Source organism: Streptomyces sp. NPDC047108 (genome assembly GCF_040643575.1).
Lineage (GTDB): Bacteria > Actinomycetota > Actinomycetes > Streptomycetales > Streptomycetaceae > Streptomyces.
On sequence record NZ_JBEYUP010000008.1, the window covers coordinates 241,847 to 262,429 of the forward strand.

Here is a 20,583-nt window from a genome sequence, read left to right on the forward strand (position 1 = left end):
CCGTGCCTCCCGGTCCTGGCCCCTGTCCCCATTCCCGCCGCCGACCCTGGCCATCGCTCGCGCTCAGGGCGGCCGTTGCCGCCCTGGCCGTGGACCGGTCCCCGGCCGGCCGGTGGCAGGGCGCCGCCGTTACGCCGTGCGGGGCTGCTCTCCTGGCTGCTGCAGAGCGTGCCGCGGCGCCTCCTGGTTGCGGACCGCGTGCACGACCGACGGCGTATCGGCCGCGTCCTTCGCGGTCTCCTTTACGCTCGTTGTGGCGGCCGCGGGGGCGGGGCGGGTGCTCAGCTTGTGGCTGGCGGCCTCGTCGAGACTGATCGGGCGCCCCATCTGGGCAGCGAGACGGCCGGCTTCATGGCCCAGCAGGGCGATGTCCTCCCAGCGGAGGCGGAGCACCAGGCGGAGCTCGGCCTTGCCGTCGGGGAGGGCTTGCAGTTGAAGGGCTTGCGGGTCGCTCATGCGGCGGTCCTCCAGGGGGGTCGGCAGCGGCACGGCGGGCTGGGTCCGCCCGTCGCACCGCGGACGTGTGTCCAGTGATACGGAGCGCGGCCCGGACCTGTTCAGCCACTTGTCCCTCCTGAAGCAGCGCAGGCCCGCGCTCCACGGGAGAGGGCCTCCGCCGCCGCGCGACGAGACTCCCGGGTACGCCGAACGATTCCCCGGCGCGGGCCGTATAGCTGGGGGAGCTCAGGAGCGCCACACCACCAGGGAGCCCGTCATGCGCATGCGCCGCCCCTTCCGCGTCCTCGTCACCACGCTGCTCGCCGCCACCGCGTTCTCCACGACCGCGTGCGGCACGGACAGCGGGAGCGGCGGGGCCTCACCGGACCGGGCCGAGGCCGCCGGCGACCCGACTCCGGCCGCCGGGGCCAAGGGAGTTCCGGCGACCTTGCGGTTCCGCGGCACCACCCTCGACGGCGAGCCCTTCGACGGTGCGACGCTGGCCGGGAAGCCGGTGGCGCTCTGGTTCTGGGCGCCGTGGTGCGGCACCTGCCGCGGCCAGGCACCCCAGGCCGCCGAACTCGCCAGGACCTACCAGGGCAAGGTCCACGTCGTCGGCGTCGCAGGACTCGACGCGACCGGCGCGATGAAGTCCTTCGTCTCGTCCCGGAAGGTCGGCGGGTTCCCGCATGTCGCGGACGAACAGGGTGCCGTCTGGAAGAAGTTCGGCATCACACAGCAGAGTTCCTTCGTCCTTCTGGACGGGAAAGGCAAGGTCGTCCACAGCGGAGTTCCCGCGGGACCGGGGGAGCTGGACGACCTCGTCGCGAAGCTCGCCGGCTGACGGGGCCCGTGGCGACCGATGACGGACCTGCCGTTCGCCCTGGCGCTCAGCGCGGGCATGCTCGCCGCGGTGAACCCCTGCGGGTTCGCCCTGCTGCCCGCCTATCTGTCGCTGCTCGTCCTGGGGGACGGCTCGACGACGCGCGCCACGGCCGTCGGGCGTGCGCTGGCCGCCACGGCGTCCATGACCCTCGGCTTCGCGGTCGTGTTCGCGGTCTTCGGGCTGGTCATCGCGCCCGGCGCGGCCGCCGTGCAGCAGCAACTGCCCTGGTTCACCGTGGTGTTCGGGGCCCTGCTGGCCGCGGTCGGCGCGTGGCTCCTCACCGGCCGCCCGCTGCCGTCCCTGCTGCCGCGTCTCCGCAGGGCCCCCGCCGTCACCCGGTCCGTGCCGTCCATGGCGCTGTTCGGCGCCGCGTACGCCATCGCTTCCATCGGCTGCACCATCGCCCCGTTCCTGGCGATCGTGCTGTCCGCGTTCCGCGGCGGATCGACGGCGGGAGGCGTCCTGCTGTTCCTCTGCTACGCGCTCGGCATGGGCGTGATCACCGGTGCGGCGGCCGTGGCGGTCGCCCTCACCCGCACCACCGCGGTCGGCGGCATCCGCAGGCTGGGCGCGACGGCAGGGCGTCTGGGCGGTGCCCTGCTGCTGGCCGTCGGGGGATACGTCGCGTACTACGGCTGGTACGAGATCCGGGTGCTGCGCGGCGAGACAGTGGCCGATCCCCTCGTGGACGGCGCGACCGCCGTCCAGCGGTGGATCGCGGACGGCCTCGACCACACCGGTGTCCCGCTGGTCGCCGCGGTGTTCGCCCTGCTGCTCGCCGCAGCCGTCGTGCCGTACCACCGCGGCCGGTCCCCTGAACGCCAGGGAACCGGCCGCGGCCGTGTGGGGCGGTGGCACGACCCGGCACGGAAGTGACCGGGCCGGGAGCGGGTGTTTCAGCGGACCGTGAGGGGCGGCCCTTCCGCGCTGCGCGGAGTGCGCCCGGGCAGCGCCGTCAGCCGCAGGTGCGGCCGCCGTTGATGCACGACACCGCCTTGCGCATCAGCCGGTCGGACATCACGTTGATGAAGTCGCCGTGGTCGGTCACCGGCTTGTGGAGCTGTTCCGGGAAGCTGTCGACGGCGAAGACCGTGCCCGGCTTCACGTCGTAGGTGATCCGCTGCACGAGTTGCGGGACGGCCCGGAAGCCCTGCGGGCAGCTGCCGTTGCGGTTGGCGAAGGCCACATGCGTACGGTGGTTGGCGCTGTCGATGTTCGTACCGTCCCAGCAGCTCTGGAAGTTGAACGTACGGACGACGCGGCTGCCGCTCGGGCACAGCGGGTACTTGTCCTTGAGCTGCCGGTTCTCGAAGCCGGTGCAGCTCCAGGAGGCGTTGGCGTTGGCCGGGCCGTTGGTGAACGACTTGGCGTCGCCGGTGATGATCCGCAGGAAGCGGGGCATGGCCGCGACCTTGCCGGCCGGGCTGCCCTTGAAGGTCAGCTTGACCGACGCGGGCTTGAGGATGCGGCCGATGTTTCCGTCCTGACCGCCGCCCGGCTGGTCGGCGTCGGCCTCCTGCTGGCCGTTGCGGAGGCGGAGCACGGGCCAGTAGTGCGTGGAGCGGTCACCGTTGGAGCAGGTGGTCCCGGCGGCGGCAAGGCTGTCGTTCGTGGAGAACGCGTTGGTGTCGAGGTTGCCGACGTAGTCGTGCTTGTGGTGGGCACCGTTGCTCACACCCGGGGCCGCGATGACGTTGTCCGAGTTGAAGTGCTTGTTGCCGTTGCGACCGCAGCGTGTCCGGAACGTGCCGACCGAGGCGCCGCGCTGCTTGGCGGGCTTGACGACGTTCGGCCGCACTTTCCTGATGTCGACGAAGTCGGACCGGACGGGGCCACTGGCGGGCGGCGCGGAGCTGGAGGCGTTCGGCGCCGGGGCGGACGCGTTGGGGGCGGGCGTGCCCTGCGCGGAGGCCACTTCGGGGTCCTGCTGGACCTTGCAGGAGGCCAGCGAGGTGAGCCAGTCCGGACGGTCCCCGGCCCGGTCCAGGGCCGTACCGATGCGGTCGAGCGCGCTCTCGCGCTGATCGGCCAGCGGCGCCAGCACCCGCGCCTTCACCCACTGGCGGTCGCTCGCCGTATGTGAGGTGGCGAGCCGCTGGTAGGCGTCGGCGACCTGGCTGTCCATGCGCGCCAGTTCCGTGTCCACGGCGGACCGAGCCCGCTGCGGAACCCGCGAGAGCCGGATCGTGACGTCCGGGCAGACGATGGTCGTCCCGGCCTGGGGTCCGGCGGCCGCGGTGGACGCGGGAGCGGGATTACCGCCCCAGCCCGCCGAGGCGTTGTCATTCAGCAGTACGATCCCGCCTCCGCCCAGCGCCAGAGCGGCTACGGCGGCGATGGCCGTACCGATGACACGGGAGCGTCTGTGGCCCTTGTTCCTCACGGGGGCCCCTTTCCGATCGTCGTCCACGCCGGTGCCGACGTACGGGGTCGGGCCCGGCTCGATACGCACCGAACCGTCCCCTGGCCCAGAGGGGACGGTTCGGTGCATGGAGATATACGGATGGGGACGCGTTCGTGCTCGATGACGGGGCAGAGAATTTCGTCGGGTGTGTCCGGGGCGCACGGCGCACGGTTCGCGCCGGGTGCGCGCAGACGCACCATGGGCCGCTCGCGGACGAACCGGCGGGCATCCGCGGTGACTTGCGGCGCGGCGCGCGGTCCGCGGACGGGTGGTGCGCCGTCGCACGGAAGCGAGCCGGCGGGTCCGCGCGGAAACGAACCGGCGGGCCCGCCTCGAGGGCGGACCCGCCGGTCCTCAGGAACCGCTCACGAGTTGCTCAGGAGCCTCAGAAGACGCTCACGCCGTACGCGCTCAGCGCCTCGGTGACGGGCTGGAAGAAGGTGGTGCCGCCGGAGGAGCAGTTGCCGCTGCCGCCGGAGGTGAGGCCGAGCGCGGTGCTGCCGGCGAAGAGCGGGCCGCCGCTGTCACCGGGCTCGGCGCAGACGTTGGTCTGGATGAGGCCGGACACGATGTCGCCGCCGCCGTAGTTGACGGTCGCGTTCAGGCCGGTGACGGTGCCGCCGTGCAGGCCCGTGGTGCTGCCGCTGCGCTGTACGGACTGGCCGACGGAGGCGTTGCCCGCGCCGGTGATGTCGCGGTAGCTGCCGTTGTAGAGGTAGACCCGCCCGTCGGCGGCGGAGGAGTTGGAGTGCCGGATGAGTCCGTAGTCGTTGCCCGGGAAGCTGGAACCGGCGGTCGAGCCGAGCAGCGTGGTCTGGGCCGAGTTGGTGTACCAGGTGCTGCCGATGTTGGTGCAGTGGCCCGCGGTGAGGGCGTAGTACGTGGTGCCGCTGCGGACGTTGAAGCCCAGCGAGCAGCGGCCGCCGCCCGTGTAGATGGCCTGGCCGCCGGCGATGAGCTTGCTGAAGGTGCCGTGAGTGCGCTCGATCCGCAGGGAGCCCGCACGGTTGCCGGCGGCCTCCTTGATCTCGGCTATCTCGGCGGCGGAGACGGTCTTGTCGACGGTGACGACGACCTTGCCCGACGTGGTGTCGGTGTACCAGGCCGTACCGGCGACGTCGGCGTCGCGCACGGCGTCGCCGGCCTGGGCGAGCTGGGTGGTGGCCCGGCCGACGTCGGCCGGTTGGGCCAGGGCGGTCGGGGTGGCAAGCGCGGAGACGGCCAGCAGGCCGGACGCGACGGCGATCAGCCGCACGCGTCTGGGCACACCGCCGAGGGGGGACAGGCGCTTGATGCTCACAACATCCTCCGATGGGGGTTGGGGGGCCCGCTTGGGTGGACGGGCCCGTCAAGCGCGGTCATGGGATGCGACGGCCTCGAGTTCCGTCGTGCCCCTGACAACCGCACCGAGGGAATATTCGGCTCCGGTTGAACGGTCTACAAGGTCGCCTTTCGGTCGCTCTACGCGCGTTGCCAGGCTCCGCGGCGAGGGAGGGGCGCAGTCGCTTTCTCCGTACGCGGCCGACGCTCGTGAGGAGTCCCGCCGCACCCGCGTGAAAGCGTTTGTCACAGCGACGACGTACAGGTCCGGGGTGCGGAGCCGTGGCGGGTGTCCGAGGCGCCGCCGCCCGTGCCGGGCTGGGGGGTGACCGCGCATCGGTGGCTGCGCGCGCCCCGTTGCGCGCCCGCGCGCGGCCTTCTCGTCGTGCAAATCGCGCCACGAGGAGAGCCGCACCCCAGGTGGCCCCAGGTGACTCGCGTAGATCGCCGGGCGATGCGTGCGCAGCCGTGCGGGCGCGGGTCAACGCCCCATGCGGAGGGCGCTTTTGCGGCGATCGCCACCCTTCGCGCCGCGCTTTCGGTTGTCCGGAATTCAACGTTGCGCTGTGGCCGTGGGCGATGAGATGGAGACGCCGTGCAACCGCCGGACCGTCCGCGCCCGAGGGGGGATTCGTGGTGATCCCCGGAGCGGGCGCCCTCCGGGCCCGAGGCGGCCGGGTCCGTGGCGGCCGGTTCCCGGGCGGTGGGGCACGGGGGCGGACATGCGTGGGGGGCGCCGCTGTCACACGCTGGGAACATGACTGACGCACGGGCCCCGATCGTCGTGTCGCGGGTCATGCCGGGCGATCCGCCCTTCCGCATCGTGGAAATCAACGCGGAGATGGTGGGGACCGCCCACGACATGCTCGACGTGGTCCGGCTGGCGCAGCGCTCCGGGTTCCGGCATGTCGATCTCGATGATCCGGCCGTCGTCAGGTGGATGGGTGGCGACAAGTACACCTGGTCGCTCTGAGCCGGTGGCCGTCGAGCGCTGGAGCTGATGCGGGGAGGGCTGGGGGCGGGCGACGGGGCGGGGGAGGGGAAGCGGGGCGGGGCGCGTCACCCGGTGGTGGTCGCGGGGAAGCGCCAGCGGGTCTGGCCGTACCGGCCCTTGGCGAATCCGAAGGCCGTCGCCGGAGCGACCCGGAAGACCAGGGCCCTGCCCGCGTCGTGACGGAAGGCACCGTCGCGTACGTCGAAGTGCCATTCCTTGCCGTACTTCGTCTCGTACGCCGTGGCCAGCTTCCGGAGCGCGGCGTCGTCGGTGACCTGCGCCGCGTCTCCCTCGACGACTACGTCCAGGCCGTCACCGAGGCTGTTGCACCCGGTGGTCAGGACGCAGTGGGTGTTGGTGCGCAGGTTCTTCGCCTTCCGCTCCTCCGGGCCGGTGCAGAAGTGGAGCGCGTCGTCGACCCAGACCGCCAGGAGGGGGGTGACGTGCGGTCGGCCCTCGGGGCGCACGGTGGTCAGCCAGAACAACTCGGCCCGCTCGAGATGTTCGCGCGCGGTCGGCCACGGGGTCGCGGCCACGTCCGCCATGCTGTAGCGCTCGTCCAGTTCGGTGACCGGTTCCCTGGCTGCCATGGATCTCCCTCTTTCTGCTGTACGCGGGTGCGCGGGTGCGCGGGTGCGCGGGTGCGCGGGTGCGCGGGTGCGCGGGTGCGCGGGTGCGCGGGTGCGCGGGTGCGCGGGTGCGCGGGTCCGTGCGCGGGACGCCCCTCGGCCGGGGGCGCTGTAGGGGAGACCGTCCGGGGCCGCCGGACTCATCGGTGCCGGCCGGACCGCGCGGTGCGCGCATCAGGGAAGACCGGCGCGCGGACGACGCAAGCCGGGGCGGCCGCTGTGGGCCGCCCCGGCTTGCGCGCGGTATTACTGACCGGGACCGGCGGCGCCGACCTCGCCGAGGTTCGCGGTCTCGCCCTGCTCAGCCCCGTCGGCCGCGTTGTCACCCTGGTTCTGGCCCTGCTCCTGGCCCTGGTTCATCCCCTGGCCCTGGCCCTGCCCCTGCCCCTGATCGGCGCCCTGTCCAGGGCGACCGCCGGGACGCCCGCCCTGATTGACGGACGTGGACGACACACAGGACTCGTTCTGCTCACCGAGGCTGGGGAGCAGGCCCCCCAGGATTCCCGGGGTGATGTGCCGGGAGCACATCTGCATGCTGCCGCCCGGAGCATCGGCGACGGCGGGAGAGGCGAGGAACAGGGCGCCGCACAACCCGGCGCCGACTGCGGACATGCGAATCAACGTGCGCATGAAAACCTCCTGATCGAGAGCGCGTTGTCTCCACCGTGTCGCGGAGATCACGGGGCCGCACGCGGGCTTACTGCGACTGGGGTGACGGACCACGGCTGGGGTGACGGACCGTCGGACGAGGAGGGGCCAGCCACCGCGCTGACCGGGTGTTTCCACTTCACTGATGACTCGTCAGTCGATCCGGCCTCTGTGCCGCCCGGGTCACCGTGATCTGATGAAGCGCCAGGTGATGAGGTGTCATCACGGCGTGGAACGCGACGGCCGCACGAGGTGACGGACGGAGCGCCGACGGGAGGAGGCCGACGATGAGCGGGTCCCAGGGGACGCCCGGTGCGGGCGGAGGTCAGCCCCCCGTGGTGAGCAACGAACCGGGCTCCTTCCCGTACGGCGTCTGGCACGAGCGTCATCCCGCGCTCTTCCGGCGACTCAAGGAGACCTTTCCGTTCGGCCCCGGCCAGCGGCGAGCGCTCGACGCGCTGCTGGAGGAGACGCTCAGCGGGGTGATCGAGCCGCTTCCGGAGACCGACCACGACCACGGGCTGTGGTCGGGACCGTGGGACCGCGGGCACTACGGCACACGCTGGACCGACGCCCCGTTCCTGTGGGCGGAGAGCTACTTCTACCGCCGACTGCTGGGTGCCATCGGCTACTTCGGGCCCGGGCCGTGGCAGGGCATCGACCCCTTCGGGCCGTCCAAGGACGCGGAGTTGAGGAGCGGGACGGTCGACGAGGAACTCGCCGCTCTCGACACACTCGGTCCCGTCCCTGCGGACCGCACGGACTCCCCGCACCACGCGGACCGCATGGACTCCCCGGTTCCCGCGGCCGCCGGCACGACCCGCGCCGCCGCACCCGACGAGCCTCTGACCGATGCACTGCTCCATGCCGCGCTCTGGGGCAACCGCGCGGACCTCGGGTTCCTCATCACGGCTAACGGCTCCGGGCGTACCGACGACGGGACGCCCCTCGTGGCCGACGACCGCGCGTCCCTCCACACCCTGCTGAGCGCATCGTCCCGGCAGGGCGGGCGCGTCGCCGTCGTCGCCGACAACGCGGGCCGCGAACTCATCCCCGACCTCGTCCTCGCCGATCACCTGCTCACCACCGGCCGCGCGGCCACCGTCACGCTGCACATCAAGCCGCACCCCTACTACGTCTCCGACGCCACGACCGCCGACGTCCTCGCGAGCCTGCAGAGACTGGCCGACGCACCCGGCCGGGCCGGTGGCACCGGCGACCGGCTCCTGACGGCGATGCGGGAGGAGCAGCTGACACTCTCTGCGCACCGGTTCTTCTGTGCCCCGCTGCCGTACGAGGACATGCCCGGCGACCTGCGGCAGGACTTCGCCTCGGCGTCGCTCACGATCCTCAAGGGCGATCTGAACTACCGGCGTCTTGTGGGGGACCGGCACTGGCCCGCCACAACCTCCTTCGCGGAGGTCACGGGCCACTTCCCCGGACCGGTCGCGGCCCTGCGGACCCTGAAGTCGGACGTGGTGACCGGACTGCCGGACCGCACCGTCGCAGCGCTCGACGCCTCGGGTGAGGAGTGGCGCACGAACGGTCGGCATGCGCTGATCCAGGTGCGTTCCTGACGGAGTGTCGGCCGTCGCGGGGGACGCGCCCCTGGCCGCCGTCCCCGAGTCCCCTACGCGCCTGCACCCGGACCGCGCCACTTGCCCCCGACGAGGCCGTCCGTCCGGAACGACAAGAGCCGGGGCGGCCGCGTCGCGGCCGCCCCGGCGGGCAGGGGAAGGCGGTGTGCGTTTACCTTCCGGGGTTGATGGAGCTGCTGCTGACGCAGGACTCCGCCTGGTTGCCGGCGTTCGGCAGAAGACCGCCGAGGATGCCGGGGGTGATGTGCTTGGAGCACATCTGCATCGTGCCGTTGGGGCCCTCGGCCATGGCGGGCGAGGCAAGGGCGAGAGCACCGAAGAGCCCGACGCCGACGGCAGACAGACGGATGACGTTGCGCATGGAAACCTCCTGTGAGAGCGCGTGAGACCACGGTGTCCCGTTGATCAACCCGCCGCACCCGGACGTACTGCGACCGGGTTGCGGAGGTGACGGTCCGTCGGCGTGTCGGATGACAGCACGTCAGGAGACCGTCCACTTTCCTGGCTTCGCTTGGGCCTTGCGTGACTGCGGAGCGGCAGGCGCGACGGCTGCTCGGCGTACGACGCCGGCCCGGCGCGGGCGGTGTACGACGGGGCGCGCCGGAGGACGGCGGCCCCGTGGGGCCCGGCCGGGCGGTGGCGAGTCCGCTCCGCAGGGAGTGACGGCGGCGTCCCGGCCCAGTAAATTCGTAATTAAAGCCGTCCGGGCTGTGGCGCCGGTCCCGGGACCGAGCCCACCCGTCCCAGCGAAGGAGTCCCCTTCCCATGAGCGGACCGGCACACCGGAACGGCGCCCGCTTCACCGGCCGTGTGGCCGTGGTGACCGGCGGGGCGTCCGGTATCGGAGCGGCCACCGCCGCCCGCCTGGCCGACGAGGGCGCCGCCGTCGTCGTCACCGATGTCGCGGCCGAGCGCGGCGAGGGCGTCGCCGAGGCACTGCGGGCGCACGGCGCCCGCGCCGCCTTCGTGGCGGCCGATGTCGCCGACGAGGACGACTGGCGGCGCGTCATTGGGGCCGCTCACGCGCTGGGCCCCGTCGGTGTCCTCGTCGGGAACGCCTTCGTCGACGACGTGACCCCGGCCCATCGGACGTCGCGCGCCTCTTGGGACCGGCAGCTCGCGGTCAATCTGACCGCGGGTTTCCTCGGCGTCCGCGCCGTCCTCCCGGACCTCCGTGAACGTGGCGGCGCCGTCGTGCTGACCTCCTCCGTCCACGCGCACCACGGCATCCCCGGCCATCCCGCCTACGCGGCGGCGAAGGGCGGACTGCTCTCGCTCTGCAGCCAACTGGCCGTCGAATACGGGCCCGAGGTGCGGGTCAACGCCGTCCTGCCCGGCCCCGTCCTGACGGCCGCGTGGGACGGTGTCGGGGACGAGGACCGGCGGCGCAGCGTCGCCGGTACCGCGGCGCGCCGCTTCGGGACACCGGAGGAGGTCGCCGCGGCCATCGCCTTCCTCGCGTCCGACGAAGCGTCCTACATCACCGGGGCGAGCCTCGTCGTCGACGGGGGCTGGAGCGTCGTCAAGGCTTCGGCCTGAGTGCGGAGGTGGGAAGCATGACGCCGGAAGCGGTGACGCCGCCGCGCATGAGGCCGGAACCCGCGACGCCGTGCGGTCGCCGAAAAGGTCGCGGAGAGGCGGGGCGGGCATGACACCGTATGCGCGGCGCGGAGTCCACGGCCAGACCGTGGAGACCCTGGCTCGGCGGGTGCTCAGTGGCGAGTTCCCCGAAGGCGCGACGCTCGATCTCCCCGTGCTCCAGCGCGAGTTGGACGTCAGCCTCACCGTTCTGCGTGAGTCGCTGAAGGTGCTGGCCGCCAAGGGGATGGTCGACGCCCGGCAGAAGCGCGGGACGTTCGTACGGCACCGTGCCGACTGGAATCTGCTCGACGCGGACGTGCTGCGCTGGCAGTTCGCCGCCGGTGGGCCGGTCCACGACGAGCACCGCATGCTGCGCCACCTCGCCGAGGTACGCGCCGTCATCGAACCGGCTGCCGCGCGGCTCGCCGCCGTCCGCCGCTCCGACGCCGACCTCGTCGCGATGGACAGCGCCCTCGTCGCGATGGGGGAGGGGGAGGAGCACGCGCACGCCGAGGATCCCGCGCACCCCGTGGATCCCGCGATTGCCGTGGATCCCGCGCATGCCGTGGCGTCCGACCTCGCCTTCCACCGGGCCCTTCTGGCCGCCACGCACAACGAGTTGCTGGTGCGGATGGAGATGGTCATCGAGTCCGGTCTCGCGCACCGCGACCACATCGTGCACAGCTCGCCTCACCACGGCGACCCGGTGCCCAGCCACCGGGCGGTTCTCGACGCGGTACGGGACCGGGACCCGGACCGTGCCGAGGCGGCGGTACGGGTGCTGCTCGACCAGTCCCTGCGCGATCTCGACAAGGCGCTCCGCGACCTCGGCGGGGACGGTGGCCCCCGCGCGTCTTCCGGGGACTCGGCTCTCGGCGGCGCGGAGGGCCAAGGTGGGGAGGGTACGGCCGCGGACGGCCGGGACGCGGAGGGTACGGCCGCGGACGGACAGGGCGCGGACAACCGGGGCCTGGACGGACAGGGCGCGGACGGTAAGGCCGTGAACAGCCGGGGCGCAGGAGGCGGCAGATGAAGATCGCACGGATCGAGACCTTTCTCGTCCCGCCCCGCTGGCTGTTCTGCCGCATCGAGACCGACGACGGCGTCGTCGGCTGGGGCGAGCCGGTGGTCGAGGGGCGCGCCGAGGTCGTCCGCACAGCGGTCGGCGTGCTCGCCGAACACCTCCTCGGGCGGGACCCGTTGCGCATCCAGGACCACTGGCAGGTCCTCACCAAAGGCGGCTTCTACCGGGGCGGCCCCGTCCTCGCCAGCGCCGTCGCCGGACTCGACCAAGCACTGTGGGACATCGCCGGCAAGACGTACGGTGCTCCCGTCCACGCCCTGCTCGGCGGTCCCGTACGCGACACCGTCCGCGTCTACGCCTGGGTCGGCGGTGACGAACCGGCCCGGCTCACCGAGCAGATCGCCGCGCAGATCGAGGCTGGCTTCACCGCGGTGAAGATGAACGCGGCGGGCGCGGTCGCTCCGATCGCCACCTCCGCGGAGACCGCAGCCGTCGTCGAACGTGTCGCGACGGCCCGCGAGGTGCTGGGCCCCCACCGGGACGTGGCCGTCGACTGCCACGGCCGGTTCACCCCGGCGAGCGCGCGGCGCCTCCTGGCCGAACTCGCCCCGCTCCACCCGCTGTTCGTCGAGGAGCCGGTGCTGCCCGAGCAAACGCATCTCCTCCGCGACCTGGTCGCGGCGAGCCCGGTGCCCATCGCCACCGGGGAACGGCTCTACGACCGCGCCGGCTTCCTACCCGCGCTCACGGCCGGGATCGCGGTCGCGCAGCCGGACCTCTCCCATGCGGGCGGGGTGACGGAGACCGTGCGCATCGCCGCACTGGCGGAGACCTACGGCGCCCTGCTCGCACCGCACTGCCCGCTCGGTCCCATCGCGCTCGCCGCGAGCCTCAATGTCGCCTTCACCGTCCCGAACTTCCTCATCCAGGAGCAGAGCCTCGGTATCCACTACAACAAGGACGCCGATCTGCTGTCGTACGTCGTCGACCCCGAGCCGTTCCGGTTCACCGCCGGGCACGCCCGGAGGACTCAACTGCCGGGCCTCGGCGTCACGGTCGACGAAGCGGCGGTCCGCGCGGCCGACCGGAGTGGCCACGCCTGGCGCAATCCGGTGTGGCGGCACGCCGACGGCTCCTTCGCCGAATGGTGAGGCTCTCGGGCTGCGACGCGACGGCCCCTGCGATGCGCCCGGGTCCTGCGATGCGCCCGGGTCCTGTGTTGGGCCCGGGTCCTTCAAGCGCCCGGCGCTGCGATGCGCCTCGGCCGGGTGACGCGTCTCGGCCTGTGCCGTGGACGTGCAGACGGTGGCGGGTCCCAGCGGAGAGGGCCCTGGCGGGGGCTCCTCGCGGTACGGCGCAGGGTGGACCCTCGTCCGCTGACCGCTGACCGCTGACCGCTGACCGCTGACCGCTGTCCGCTGTCCGCTGACCGCTGACACGTTCCGACACCGATCCCGGGAGCAGAATCGATGACCGACACCGCGCAGCAGCCCCGGCCGTGCTGGTCCGACCGGCTCGAACTCGGCGAGGGAGTCCGCTGGTTCGACGGCCGCCTTGTCCTGGTCGACATCCTCGCCGGACGCCTCCTCCAGGCACCCGACGACGGCGGCGCCGTCCCCGGGGCCGCCCTCCGCGAAGTCCTCCGACTCCCCGTCCCGCTGGGCGCTGTCGCACCGCTCGCCGACCGTCCCGGGTGGTGGGTCGCCGCCGCGGGCACGGGAATCTGCCTCCTCTCGCCCGATGGCGTCCTCGACTGGCTCGCCAGGCCCGAGGACGCCACCCCTCTGCCGACCCGTATGAACGACGGCGTCGCCGACCCGCACGGGCGTTTCTGGGCGGGCAGCATGGCCTACGACGCCACCGAGGACGCCGGATCGCTGTACCGGGTCGGGCCCGACGGATCCGTCACGCGGGTTCTCGACGGCATCACCGTGCCCAACGGGCCGGCGTTCACCGCCGATGGAACCGTCATGTATCTGGCCGACAGTGCCCGCGGCGTCATCCGGCGGTACTCCGTGGATGCCTTCTCCGGCGCCCTCGGGACACCCGAGCCGTTCGCCACGATCGGCCACGGCGCTCCCGACGGGATGGCCGTGGACCGGAACGGCAGCCTGTGGGTTGCCGTATGGGGCGCCGGAGCCGTGCACCGCTACCGCGAGGACGGCACGCTCGATCGGGTCGTCCCCGTACCGGCGGCCCAGCCTGCCGGGGTCTGCCTGGGTGGGCCGGACGGCCGGACGCTGTTCGTCACCAGCGCCCGGGTGGGCCTGGACGAACCGGGGCCGCTCGACGGTGCGGTGTTCGCCCTGCCCGTGGACACCCCTGGCCCGCCCGCCTCCTCCTTCCGCCGTGCCGAAGCTGCCTGAACGCTCGCCACATCAGGGTGAACGACACACTCGGCCGTGCGCCCCGAGCCATCCGCCCCGGACTCCGCCCCCCTCACCCCACTGTCTCGCCCGCTCGATGATCTCCGTTGCTCGATGTCACGATCCCCTTCGTCGTGAACGGGGTGAACTGGCTGGCCTGAAGGCCGTACAGCTCCGCGTAGATCCCGCCCGCCGCCAGCAGCTCGTCGGGTGATCCCGACTCGACGAGCCTGCCGCTCTCCAGGACATGGACCAGGTCGGCGTGGCGCACCGAGGCCAGCCGGTGGGTGATGAGGATGACGGTCTGGCCGGAACCCGCGAGGGCACGGATCTTGTCGAACACCTCCAGCTCCGCGCGGGCGTCGAGCGCGGCCGTGGGCTCGTCCACGATCAGGACATCGCCTCGCCGGTAGGTGGCGCGGCCTATGCCCAGCCGCTGCCACTGCCCGCCCGAGAGCTGGTGTCCGCCCCGGAAGCCGCGGGCCAGCAACGTGTCGAGGCCGCGCGGCATGTCGGCCAGGACCTCCCCGGCGCCCGCGTGGGCCACGGCCTCCTCGAGCCGCTGCGGGGTGATGGGCGCGCAGGCACGGCCGATGGCGATGTTGACACGGGCCGTGAACGGCCACCGGTGGAAATCCTGCGCCACCATGGCGATCCGCCCGGTCAGTTGTTCCCGGTCGGCGTCGGCCGCGTCCACGCCGTCCCACATGATGCGGCCGCGGTCCGGGGCATAGAGCCCCGACAACAGCTTCACCAGCGTGGTCTTCCCGGAGCCGTTCTCCCCGACCAGGGCGACGATCTTGCCCGAAGGGATCGTGAGTGAAATGTCCCGCAGCGCGGGCTCGTTGCTCTCGCCGGGATAGGTGAACGTGACGTCCTCGAAGCGGATGGCCCGGGGAGCCGCGGGCAGCGCCGCACCTCCGACGGGGATCGCCCAGTGCCCCGCCTCCTCGTACAGCCGCTCCAGGTCTCCGACGAACAGGGCCTCCTCGTGCAGAGAGTTGATCTCCAGGACGAGACTGTCGAGGTTCGATCCGCCGGTACGGAGCGCGATCACGGCCGTCCCTGCCACCGACAGCGCCATCGCCCCGCTGAGCAGCAGCCCTCCGAGCGTCAGATACGTGGCCGCGGCGGCAACTCCCGTCCAGCCCGCGGCGATCAGCCCCGTCCTGGCCTCCAGCCGTGCCAGCCGCGCCTGTTCGGCCTCCGCTGTCTCCGACATCGAACGGAAGTGCCCCAACAGGAACGGCGCGACCCCGTGGACCCGGATCTCGGGTGCCGCACCGGGATCCGTCAGCAGACTGCTCAGCAGCCGGCCGGCACGGGCGTGCTGGACCCAGGCGTGGAAGGACCGGTACCGCCGCCGGGCCGTGGTCAGGGCACTCCAGGCACTGGGCAGGGTCATGGTGACCAGCAGCGGCAGGAGCAGGGGGTGGAGCACGGTCAGGACACCCGCCGCCGCCACGAGGGAGATCATGGCATTGACCACCCGTGTGGAGATGCCGATCATGCGTCGCGCCGAAGCGGCCCCGTACTGCGCCGAGTCCAGCAGCTTGTGGAACGCGTCGTCCTCGATGGCCGCCAGCTCCACGGACGACGCTCTCTCCAGATAGAGCTCCGTCGCGACCCGTTCGACCTTCGGTTCCAACCGCCCCGTCGCATACGTGGAGGCGGCCCGGAGCAGCGTGATGACCAGCATGGCGACGGCCATCACGATCAGGGCAGGGGCGGCGGCGCGCAGGCGTTCCTCGATCCCGGCCCCCTTGAGCAGCCCGGCGAGGAGCGTGTTGACCGCGAGCAGGCTGACGGCCTGGGCGACACCGCGTCCGATCTCCGCGCCGATGACGATCCTGGCCGCGCTCCGGTCGGCCCGCCACGCGAGCCGGAAGCCGGTCGCCAGCAGGTCCGGCAGACGCAGCACGAGGGCGCGCAAGTTGAGCTGCATGAACGCCTCTTCGTGCTGCGACCAGCCCATGTCGTAGCGCAGAGGGCCGCCGAACAGCAGTTGTTCCGAATCCGACACGGCCGCATCGTCCGAGCCCGCATCGTCCGAGCCCGCCGCGTCCGAGCCCGCATCGTCCGAGCCCGCCGCGTCGTCCGAGCTCACGGCGTCCGCCCCCACCGCCCTGTCCGACCCCGCCGTGTCGTCCGAAGCCGCCGCGTCGGAGTCCGCCGCGGCGTGGTCTTTCATGACGGACACCCGCCCCGCACATGGCGCTCCGCGCGCTCGGATCGCAGAGCGGCCAGCATCCCGTGGGCGCGCTCGACACTCTCGATGTCCTGGTACTCGATGCCTTGCCGCAGCGAGCTCAGGGCGTCCACCGCGGCGTACGAGGCGCAGGCGCGGCGCTCGTCGTCGGTCAGCTCGCGTCCGTACCCCGCGTAGAACGCGGATCGCAGGTCCGAACGGGCCCGCAGGGGGCCGTACTCCAGGCCCGCGAGATCGCGGCGCACCGCAGGCTCGGCGCAGCTCTCCTCGAATCCGGTGAGACGGATGAGTTGGTTCGCCTCGTCCCACAGCCAGTTCCGCGGGTGGTAGTCGGCGTGCGACGGCACGTCGGGGAGGACCGGCGGCGGCTCCTCGGCGATGGCGTGCAGCAGGGCCTCGTCCTCCGACGCCAGATACAGGGCCGCGCCGTTGAGCATCTCCTCGACGTCAACGGCCCAGGTCGCCGCCGCCACCGGCCTCGCGCGGGCCGCCCGATCCGCGGCCCCTGCGCCCGCCGGGGCGCCGACCGGGGCGGAGTGCAGACGCGCCAGCAGCTCTCCGGCCTGCCGGTACGCCTCCCGCTCCTGTTCCGGCGGGAGCCTGAACGTGCTGAGCGGGCGGCCGGGGAGCGCGGTGAGGACGATCCCTCTCATCTCGGGGTCGGCCGCGGCCAGTTCGGGCGCGCGACCCTCGCCGAGGCATCCCGTCCATCTGCGGTACGCGGTGGCCTCGCGGTGGTACGCCGCAACCTCCCCATGGCGCTTGGCGATCCACTGCCGGCCGTCGGGCCCCTTCACTTCCCAGCTCGTGGCCCGCCCGTGCCCTCCCCACGCGCGCTCGCCGACGGTGAACTCGCCTGCCACGGAAACCACCAGGTGACGGATCTCCCTGGGCATGTCGGACATGACCTCTCCCCCTTGCGATCAGGCATCCCCATGGGCTGCCTCAGCCGCCGAACGGCGCCCCTGCGTGACACGCCGCGCACCCGTGGTCATCGGGTACTGAAAGAAGGATGCCAACCGCCACTGACATCCGGGGGCAGTACGGCGGTGTTGGTGCCGAGAAGTCCTGTTCCGGCCCGGTGCTCCGGCGCGTACCGGAGCACCGACCCCGGCGCGACGTCGCGCGGAGCCTTCGCCTGCACCGGCGTCCGTCATCCGCCGACGGGCCGACGGGTCCGGTACACGAGCCCCGGATCTGACGCTCTATCGTGTACGCCATGTCCGCCCCTGAGCTGATCCGCATCGTCTCCCGCTCCTCGCCCATGGCCCTGGCACAGGTCGAGCGCGTCCGCGCCGAACTGGCCGTTCTGCACCCCGGAATCCGTACCGAGGTCGTGCCGGTCACGACATCGGGCGACCGCTGGATGGGCGACCTGGCGAAGCTGGGCGGGAAGGGCGCGTTCACCAAGGAGGTGGACGCCGCCCTGCTGGCCGGCGAGGCGGACCTCGCCGTGCACTGCGTCAAGGACATCCCCGCGGACCGCCCGCTCCCGGCCGGTACGACGTTCGCCGCCTTCCTGAAGCGCGACGACATCCGCGACGCGCTGATCCACCCCGATGGACTCACCCTCGACGCGTTGCCTCCGGGCACCCGCATCGGTACGTCGTCGGTGCGCCGTGTGGCCCAACTGGCCTCCACCCACCCGCACCTGGAGTGCGTCCCCATGCGCGGCAACGCCAACCGCCGTCTGGAGAAGATGTACGCGGGCGACGCCGACGCCCTGCTGCTCGCGGTGTCCGGGCTCGAACGCATCGACCGCACAGACGTGATCACCGAGATCCTGTCCGTGGAGACGATGTGCCCGCCGATCGGCGCCGGGGTCCTGACCCTGCAGTGCCGCGAGGACGACACCGCAACGATCGACGCGGTGTGCGGACTCGGCGACCCGGACACCTACCGTGAGACCACGGCCGAGCGGATGTTCCTGCATGTGCTGCAGGGCCACTGCAATTCGCCCATCGCCGGTTTCGCCCGGGCCGAGCGCAACGGCGGACTCTCCCTCCGCGCCCGGGTTTTCACCCCGGACGGCAAGACCGTGCTGGACGCCCACGAGTGGGCAGGCCCGCTCGACCCGGCGACGCTCGGCACGTCCGTGGCCGTCGCGCTGCTGCGGCAGGGCGCGCGCGAGCTGATCGACGGCATCGCTCCCCACTGAGCAGGCCACATCGCGCCGAGCGGAACCCGCCGCTGACCGGGCACCCGCACTGAGCGGGTGCCTCACGCGGTGATCGGATCACCCCGCCGCATCGGATGGCCAAGGGGCGCATCGGTGCACCGCGGGCGCACAGCGCCGCACGCACGACCCCGTGCGCACCCCCGCACGACCCTGAGACCGTGCGGGGCGGCGGGCCCGTCGAGCCGCGCACCGGTACGGGCCCCTACCGGCTCACCGAGCCTGGACCTGCTGCCCCAGCCAGTCGTCCGACCATGTCGGCGAGGACCCCGTCGCCCGGCACACCGCGATGTACAGCAGGATCGGGTGGGTGTACGGCATGGTGTCGTCCGGCCAGTGGATGAGCCGGGGTCCGCCGGGCCGAACGCCCGTCGGCGGCTGCCGCGGCGCGGGGACGTAACCCCCCGGCGCGTAGCGGGACTCCGCAGGCCAGGTGACCCCCTGGTGCGAGCCGGACGGTACGACCCACCACCACCGTTCGCCGTCGTCGAAGACGCACCCCACACTGGGCAGGGCCTCCAGGATCCGTGGCCCGAGATGCCGCGGCAGCCCCACGGCGTCGCATCCGAGGGACAGCGGCAGCGCGGACGGGACGTCCAGCCGCCGCCGTGGGGCGTGGGCCGGGTGGCGGTTCCGCTCGCCGAGCAGCCCGCGGGAGAGCAGGGAGACCAGATCCCGGGCGGTGTACGGCTTGGGGTGATTCATGAACCGGCCCCGTGGCGGGACCGAGCCGTCCGTCTTCTCTCCTCCGCACGGCATCCACGGGCCCGTGCGCCCGCTTCGTGTCTCCGTGCCCTCTTGTCCGTACGGCGTCCGGCAGGCATCCTCACTCCGGCCTCGCGGCCGGCGGCACATGGCGAACTCCGGTTCCCGTGCCGGTGAAGAAACGTGTCGTCGTACGAGTCGTCATTGCCCGAGCGAAGGCCACGGCGGCTCCTAACGGTGGGGGTGTGCCGCACTCTCTGTGCCGCAGCGACGTGAACTGCGCGAACGTCACCAAGACCAATATGGTTGTGTGCGCTGACACTTGGCAAGACCCACTCTGAACATTGCAGAGTTGAGATTGCAGTGTGTCCATGCCCAGCCGGGCCGTGGCAGACTGCCGACATGAACGTGTGGGGAGGTCCCGCGTGAGCGAGCCGCGCTCCGCGCCGACCGTGGGTCAGGTCGTTCTCGGCAAGCGTCTTCAGGACCTGCGCGAGCGGGCGGGGCTGAAACGGGAGCAGGCTGCCCGGGTGCTGCGCGTCGCATCCGCAACGGTCCGGAGGATGGAGACGGCCGAGGTCGCGCTCAAGGTCCCCTACGTGCGGATGCTGCTCGAGGCGTACGGCGTCGCCGGGGACGAGGCCGACGCCTTCATCGAACTCACCGAGGAGGCCAACAAGCCGGGCTGGTGGCGGCGGTTCCACGACATCCTGCCGGACTGGTTCAGCCTGCACGTCAGCCTGGAAGGGGCGGCGAGCCTCATACGCGCCTACGAGCCCCACTTCGTCCCCGGACTGCTCCAGACCGAGGACTACGCCCGCGAGGTGCTCCGCTCCGGTGCGCTCGGCGAGTCCAGGCCCGAGGACCTGGAGCGTCATGTGGCGCTGCGCATGGAGCGGCAGAATCTGCTGTCCCGCCCGGGGGGCCCACGGCTGTGGGTCGTCATGGACGAAACGATTCTGCACCGCCCGGTGGGCACGCCCGACCTGATGCGGGCACAGATCGACCGGCTGCTCGAAGCGGCCACCCTGCCTCAAGTGACCCTGCAGATAGCGGAGTTCACCACCGGGCACCACCCCGGCACCTACGGGCCGTTCGTCCTCTTCCGGTTCGCCCTCCCCGAACTCCCCGACATGGTCTATGTCGAATACCTCACCGGCGCCGTCCACCTCGACGAGCGGCGCGAGGTCGCCTCCCACCTCGAAGTCCTGGACCGCATGGCGGCCCAGGCCGCCACCGCACAACGCACTCGGGACATCCTCAGGGAATTCCGCAAGGAGATCTGAATGGATCGCGAAGGCATCTACAACGGTATGCGCGCCACCGATCTCGGCACCGAGGGGTGGCAGAAGCCCTGGAGCGGAGGGAACGGCGGCAACTGCGTCGAGGCCATGAAGCTGGAGGACGGCCGGGTCGCGCTGCGCCAGTCCAACGATCCCGACGGCCCCGCCCTCATCTGCACCGGCGCCGAGATCCTGGCGTTCGTCCAGGGCGCGAAGGCGGGCCAGGCCGACTTCCTACTGTCCTGACGCACCCTCAACGGCAAGGCTGTCACCGTCACTTGGACGACACCGCCGCGCACGCACCGTAGTGTCTGTCATCAAC

Annotated in this window: 19 protein-coding genes and 1 pseudogene; 11 read left to right on the forward strand and 9 right to left on the reverse strand. The window is 72.2% G+C overall.

Going from position 1 to position 20,583, the window contains the following annotated elements; translation table 11 throughout:
• Window positions 1-129 precede the first annotated feature (129 nt).
• On the reverse strand, window positions 130-456 hold the full coding sequence (locus ABZ822_RS18970) for a hypothetical protein (RefSeq protein ID WP_360854840.1): 327 nt from the start codon (window positions 454-456) through the stop codon (window positions 130-132).
• Window positions 457-715: 259 nt separating this feature from the next.
• On the opposite strand from ABZ822_RS18970, the gene ABZ822_RS18975 reads away from it, so the two are divergent.
• A complete protein-coding gene (locus tag ABZ822_RS18975; RefSeq protein WP_360854843.1) occupies window positions 716-1,282 on the forward strand; it encodes a redoxin family protein in 567 nt (188 codons plus the stop codon).
• Between the two features lie 18 nt (window positions 1,283-1,300).
• Window positions 1,301-2,200, forward strand: a complete 900-nt coding sequence (locus ABZ822_RS18980; RefSeq protein ID WP_360854846.1) for a cytochrome c biogenesis CcdA family protein — start codon at window positions 1,301-1,303, stop codon at window positions 2,198-2,200.
• Window positions 2,201-2,279: 79 nt separating this feature from the next.
• Here ABZ822_RS18980 and ABZ822_RS18985 read toward each other — a convergent pair whose 3' ends face one another.
• Together ABZ822_RS18985 and ABZ822_RS18990 are read right to left on the reverse strand one after the other, a co-directional pair.
• Entirely contained in the window at window positions 2,280-3,707 is a 1,428-nt protein-coding gene (locus tag ABZ822_RS18985; protein ID WP_360854849.1) for a DUF1996 domain-containing protein, read from the reverse strand.
• Window positions 3,708-4,113: 406 nt separating this feature from the next.
• Window positions 4,114-5,028, reverse strand: coding sequence for a S1 family peptidase (locus ABZ822_RS18990; protein WP_360854852.1), 915 nt, complete (start codon window positions 5,026-5,028; stop codon window positions 4,114-4,116).
• Between the two features lie 777 nt (window positions 5,029-5,805).
• On the opposite strand from ABZ822_RS18990, the gene ABZ822_RS18995 reads away from it, so the two are divergent.
• Window positions 5,806-6,021 carry a hypothetical protein gene (locus ABZ822_RS18995; protein ID WP_360854855.1) on the forward strand — a complete coding sequence of 72 codons (216 nt, stop codon included), beginning with the start codon at window positions 5,806-5,808 and terminating at the stop codon, window positions 6,019-6,021.
• An 86-nt stretch (window positions 6,022-6,107) separates the two neighbouring features.
• Here ABZ822_RS18995 and ABZ822_RS19000 read toward each other — a convergent pair whose 3' ends face one another.
• Both ABZ822_RS19000 and ABZ822_RS19005 read right to left on the reverse strand, forming a co-directional pair.
• Complete coding sequence (locus tag ABZ822_RS19000; protein WP_360854857.1) at window positions 6,108-6,632, reverse strand: pyridoxamine 5'-phosphate oxidase family protein; 525 nt, start codon at window positions 6,630-6,632, stop codon at window positions 6,108-6,110.
• 285 nt (window positions 6,633-6,917) lie between these two features.
• A complete protein-coding gene (locus ABZ822_RS19005) occupies window positions 6,918-7,283 on the reverse strand; it encodes a hypothetical protein (RefSeq protein WP_360854860.1) in 366 nt (121 codons plus the stop codon).
• 323 nt (window positions 7,284-7,606) lie between these two features.
• On the opposite strand from ABZ822_RS19005, the gene ABZ822_RS19010 reads away from it, so the two are divergent.
• A complete protein-coding gene (locus ABZ822_RS19010; protein ID WP_360854863.1) occupies window positions 7,607-8,896 on the forward strand; it encodes a damage-control phosphatase ARMT1 family protein in 1,290 nt (429 codons plus the stop codon).
• Window positions 8,897-9,068: 172 nt separating this feature from the next.
• On the opposite strand, the gene ABZ822_RS19015 is transcribed toward ABZ822_RS19010, so the two are convergent.
• Entirely contained in the window at window positions 9,069-9,278 is a 210-nt protein-coding gene (locus ABZ822_RS19015) for a hypothetical protein (RefSeq protein ID WP_360854866.1), read from the reverse strand.
• A 404-nt stretch (window positions 9,279-9,682) separates the two neighbouring features.
• On the opposite strand from ABZ822_RS19015, the gene ABZ822_RS19020 reads away from it, so the two are divergent.
• From ABZ822_RS19020 to ABZ822_RS19035, 4 genes and pseudogenes are all read left to right on the forward strand, one after another.
• A complete protein-coding gene (locus ABZ822_RS19020) occupies window positions 9,683-10,456 on the forward strand; it encodes an SDR family NAD(P)-dependent oxidoreductase (RefSeq protein ID WP_360854869.1) in 774 nt (257 codons plus the stop codon).
• A gap of 109 nt (window positions 10,457-10,565) precedes the next feature.
• Window positions 10,566-11,312: pseudogene (locus tag ABZ822_RS19025) on the forward strand (FCD domain-containing protein); the annotation flags it as partial.
• A gap of 215 nt (window positions 11,313-11,527) precedes the next feature.
• Window positions 11,528-12,673, forward strand: coding sequence for a galactonate dehydratase (gene dgoD / locus ABZ822_RS19030; RefSeq protein ID WP_360854872.1), 1,146 nt, complete (start codon window positions 11,528-11,530; stop codon window positions 12,671-12,673).
• Between the two features lie 318 nt (window positions 12,674-12,991).
• Window positions 12,992-13,888 (forward strand): SMP-30/gluconolactonase/LRE family protein, encoded by an 897-nt coding sequence (locus tag ABZ822_RS19035; protein ID WP_360854875.1) that lies wholly within the window; start codon window positions 12,992-12,994, stop codon window positions 13,886-13,888.
• A gap of 73 nt (window positions 13,889-13,961) precedes the next feature.
• On the opposite strand, the gene ABZ822_RS19040 is transcribed toward ABZ822_RS19035, so the two are convergent.
• Window positions 13,962-15,863, reverse strand: a complete 1,902-nt coding sequence (locus tag ABZ822_RS19040) for an ABC transporter ATP-binding protein (protein ID WP_360855103.1) — start codon at window positions 15,861-15,863, stop codon at window positions 13,962-13,964.
• Window positions 15,864-16,075: 212 nt separating this feature from the next.
• Window positions 16,076-17,002, reverse strand: coding sequence for an aminoglycoside phosphotransferase family protein (locus ABZ822_RS19045; protein WP_360854878.1), 927 nt, complete (start codon window positions 17,000-17,002; stop codon window positions 16,076-16,078).
• 314 nt (window positions 17,003-17,316) lie between these two features.
• On the opposite strand from ABZ822_RS19045, the gene hemC reads away from it, so the two are divergent.
• On the forward strand, window positions 17,317-18,255 hold the full coding sequence (gene hemC, locus ABZ822_RS19050; RefSeq protein ID WP_360854881.1) for a hydroxymethylbilane synthase: 939 nt from the start codon (window positions 17,317-17,319) through the stop codon (window positions 18,253-18,255).
• Between the two features lie 231 nt (window positions 18,256-18,486).
• On the opposite strand, the gene ABZ822_RS19055 is transcribed toward hemC, so the two are convergent.
• Entirely contained in the window at window positions 18,487-18,978 is a 492-nt protein-coding gene (locus ABZ822_RS19055; protein WP_360854884.1) for a hypothetical protein, read from the reverse strand.
• Between the two features lie 425 nt (window positions 18,979-19,403).
• Between ABZ822_RS19055 and ABZ822_RS19060 the strand changes: the two genes are divergently transcribed.
• Window positions 19,404-20,264, forward strand: a complete 861-nt coding sequence (locus ABZ822_RS19060) for a helix-turn-helix transcriptional regulator (RefSeq protein WP_360854887.1) — start codon at window positions 19,404-19,406, stop codon at window positions 20,262-20,264.
• On the forward strand, window positions 20,265-20,507 hold the full coding sequence (locus tag ABZ822_RS19065; RefSeq protein WP_360854891.1) for a DUF397 domain-containing protein: 243 nt from the start codon (window positions 20,265-20,267) through the stop codon (window positions 20,505-20,507).
• Window positions 20,508-20,583: the final 76 nt, after the last annotated feature.

Bases quoted from the DNA above. Each gene is read 5' to 3' on its own strand.
- ABZ822_RS18970 (WP_360854840.1), bottom strand. From the start codon at position 456: ATGAGCGACCCGCAAGCCCTTCAACTGCAAGCCCTCCCCGACGGCAAG.
- ABZ822_RS19020 (WP_360854869.1), top strand. From the start codon at position 9,683: ATGAGCGGACCGGCACACCGGAACGGCGCCCGCTTCACCGGCCGTGTG.
- ABZ822_RS19065 (WP_360854891.1), top strand. From the start codon at position 20,265: ATGGATCGCGAAGGCATCTACAACGGTATGCGCGCCACCGATCTCGGC.
- ABZ822_RS19010 (WP_360854863.1), top strand. From the start codon at position 7,607: ATGAGCGGGTCCCAGGGGACGCCCGGTGCGGGCGGAGGTCAGCCCCCC.
- ABZ822_RS18995 (WP_360854855.1), top strand. From the start codon at position 5,806: ATGACTGACGCACGGGCCCCGATCGTCGTGTCGCGGGTCATGCCGGGC.
- ABZ822_RS19015 (WP_360854866.1), bottom strand. From the start codon at position 9,278: ATGCGCAACGTCATCCGTCTGTCTGCCGTCGGCGTCGGGCTCTTCGGT.
- dgoD (WP_360854872.1), top strand. From the start codon at position 11,528: ATGAAGATCGCACGGATCGAGACCTTTCTCGTCCCGCCCCGCTGGCTG.
- hemC (WP_360854881.1), top strand. From the start codon at position 17,317: ATGTCCGCCCCTGAGCTGATCCGCATCGTCTCCCGCTCCTCGCCCATG.
- ABZ822_RS19045 (WP_360854878.1), bottom strand. From the start codon at position 17,002: ATGTCCGACATGCCCAGGGAGATCCGTCACCTGGTGGTTTCCGTGGCA.
- ABZ822_RS19040 (WP_360855103.1), bottom strand. From the start codon at position 15,863: ATGGGCTGGTCGCAGCACGAAGAGGCGTTCATGCAGCTCAACTTGCGC.
- ABZ822_RS18975 (WP_360854843.1), top strand. From the start codon at position 716: ATGCGCATGCGCCGCCCCTTCCGCGTCCTCGTCACCACGCTGCTCGCC.
- ABZ822_RS18980 (WP_360854846.1), top strand. From the start codon at position 1,301: ATGACGGACCTGCCGTTCGCCCTGGCGCTCAGCGCGGGCATGCTCGCC.
- ABZ822_RS19005 (WP_360854860.1), bottom strand. From the start codon at position 7,283: ATGTCCGCAGTCGGCGCCGGGTTGTGCGGCGCCCTGTTCCTCGCCTCT.
- ABZ822_RS19035 (WP_360854875.1), top strand. From the start codon at position 12,992: ATGACCGACACCGCGCAGCAGCCCCGGCCGTGCTGGTCCGACCGGCTC.
- ABZ822_RS19055 (WP_360854884.1), bottom strand. From the start codon at position 18,978: ATGAATCACCCCAAGCCGTACACCGCCCGGGATCTGGTCTCCCTGCTC.
- ABZ822_RS19000 (WP_360854857.1), bottom strand. From the start codon at position 6,632: ATGGCAGCCAGGGAACCGGTCACCGAACTGGACGAGCGCTACAGCATG.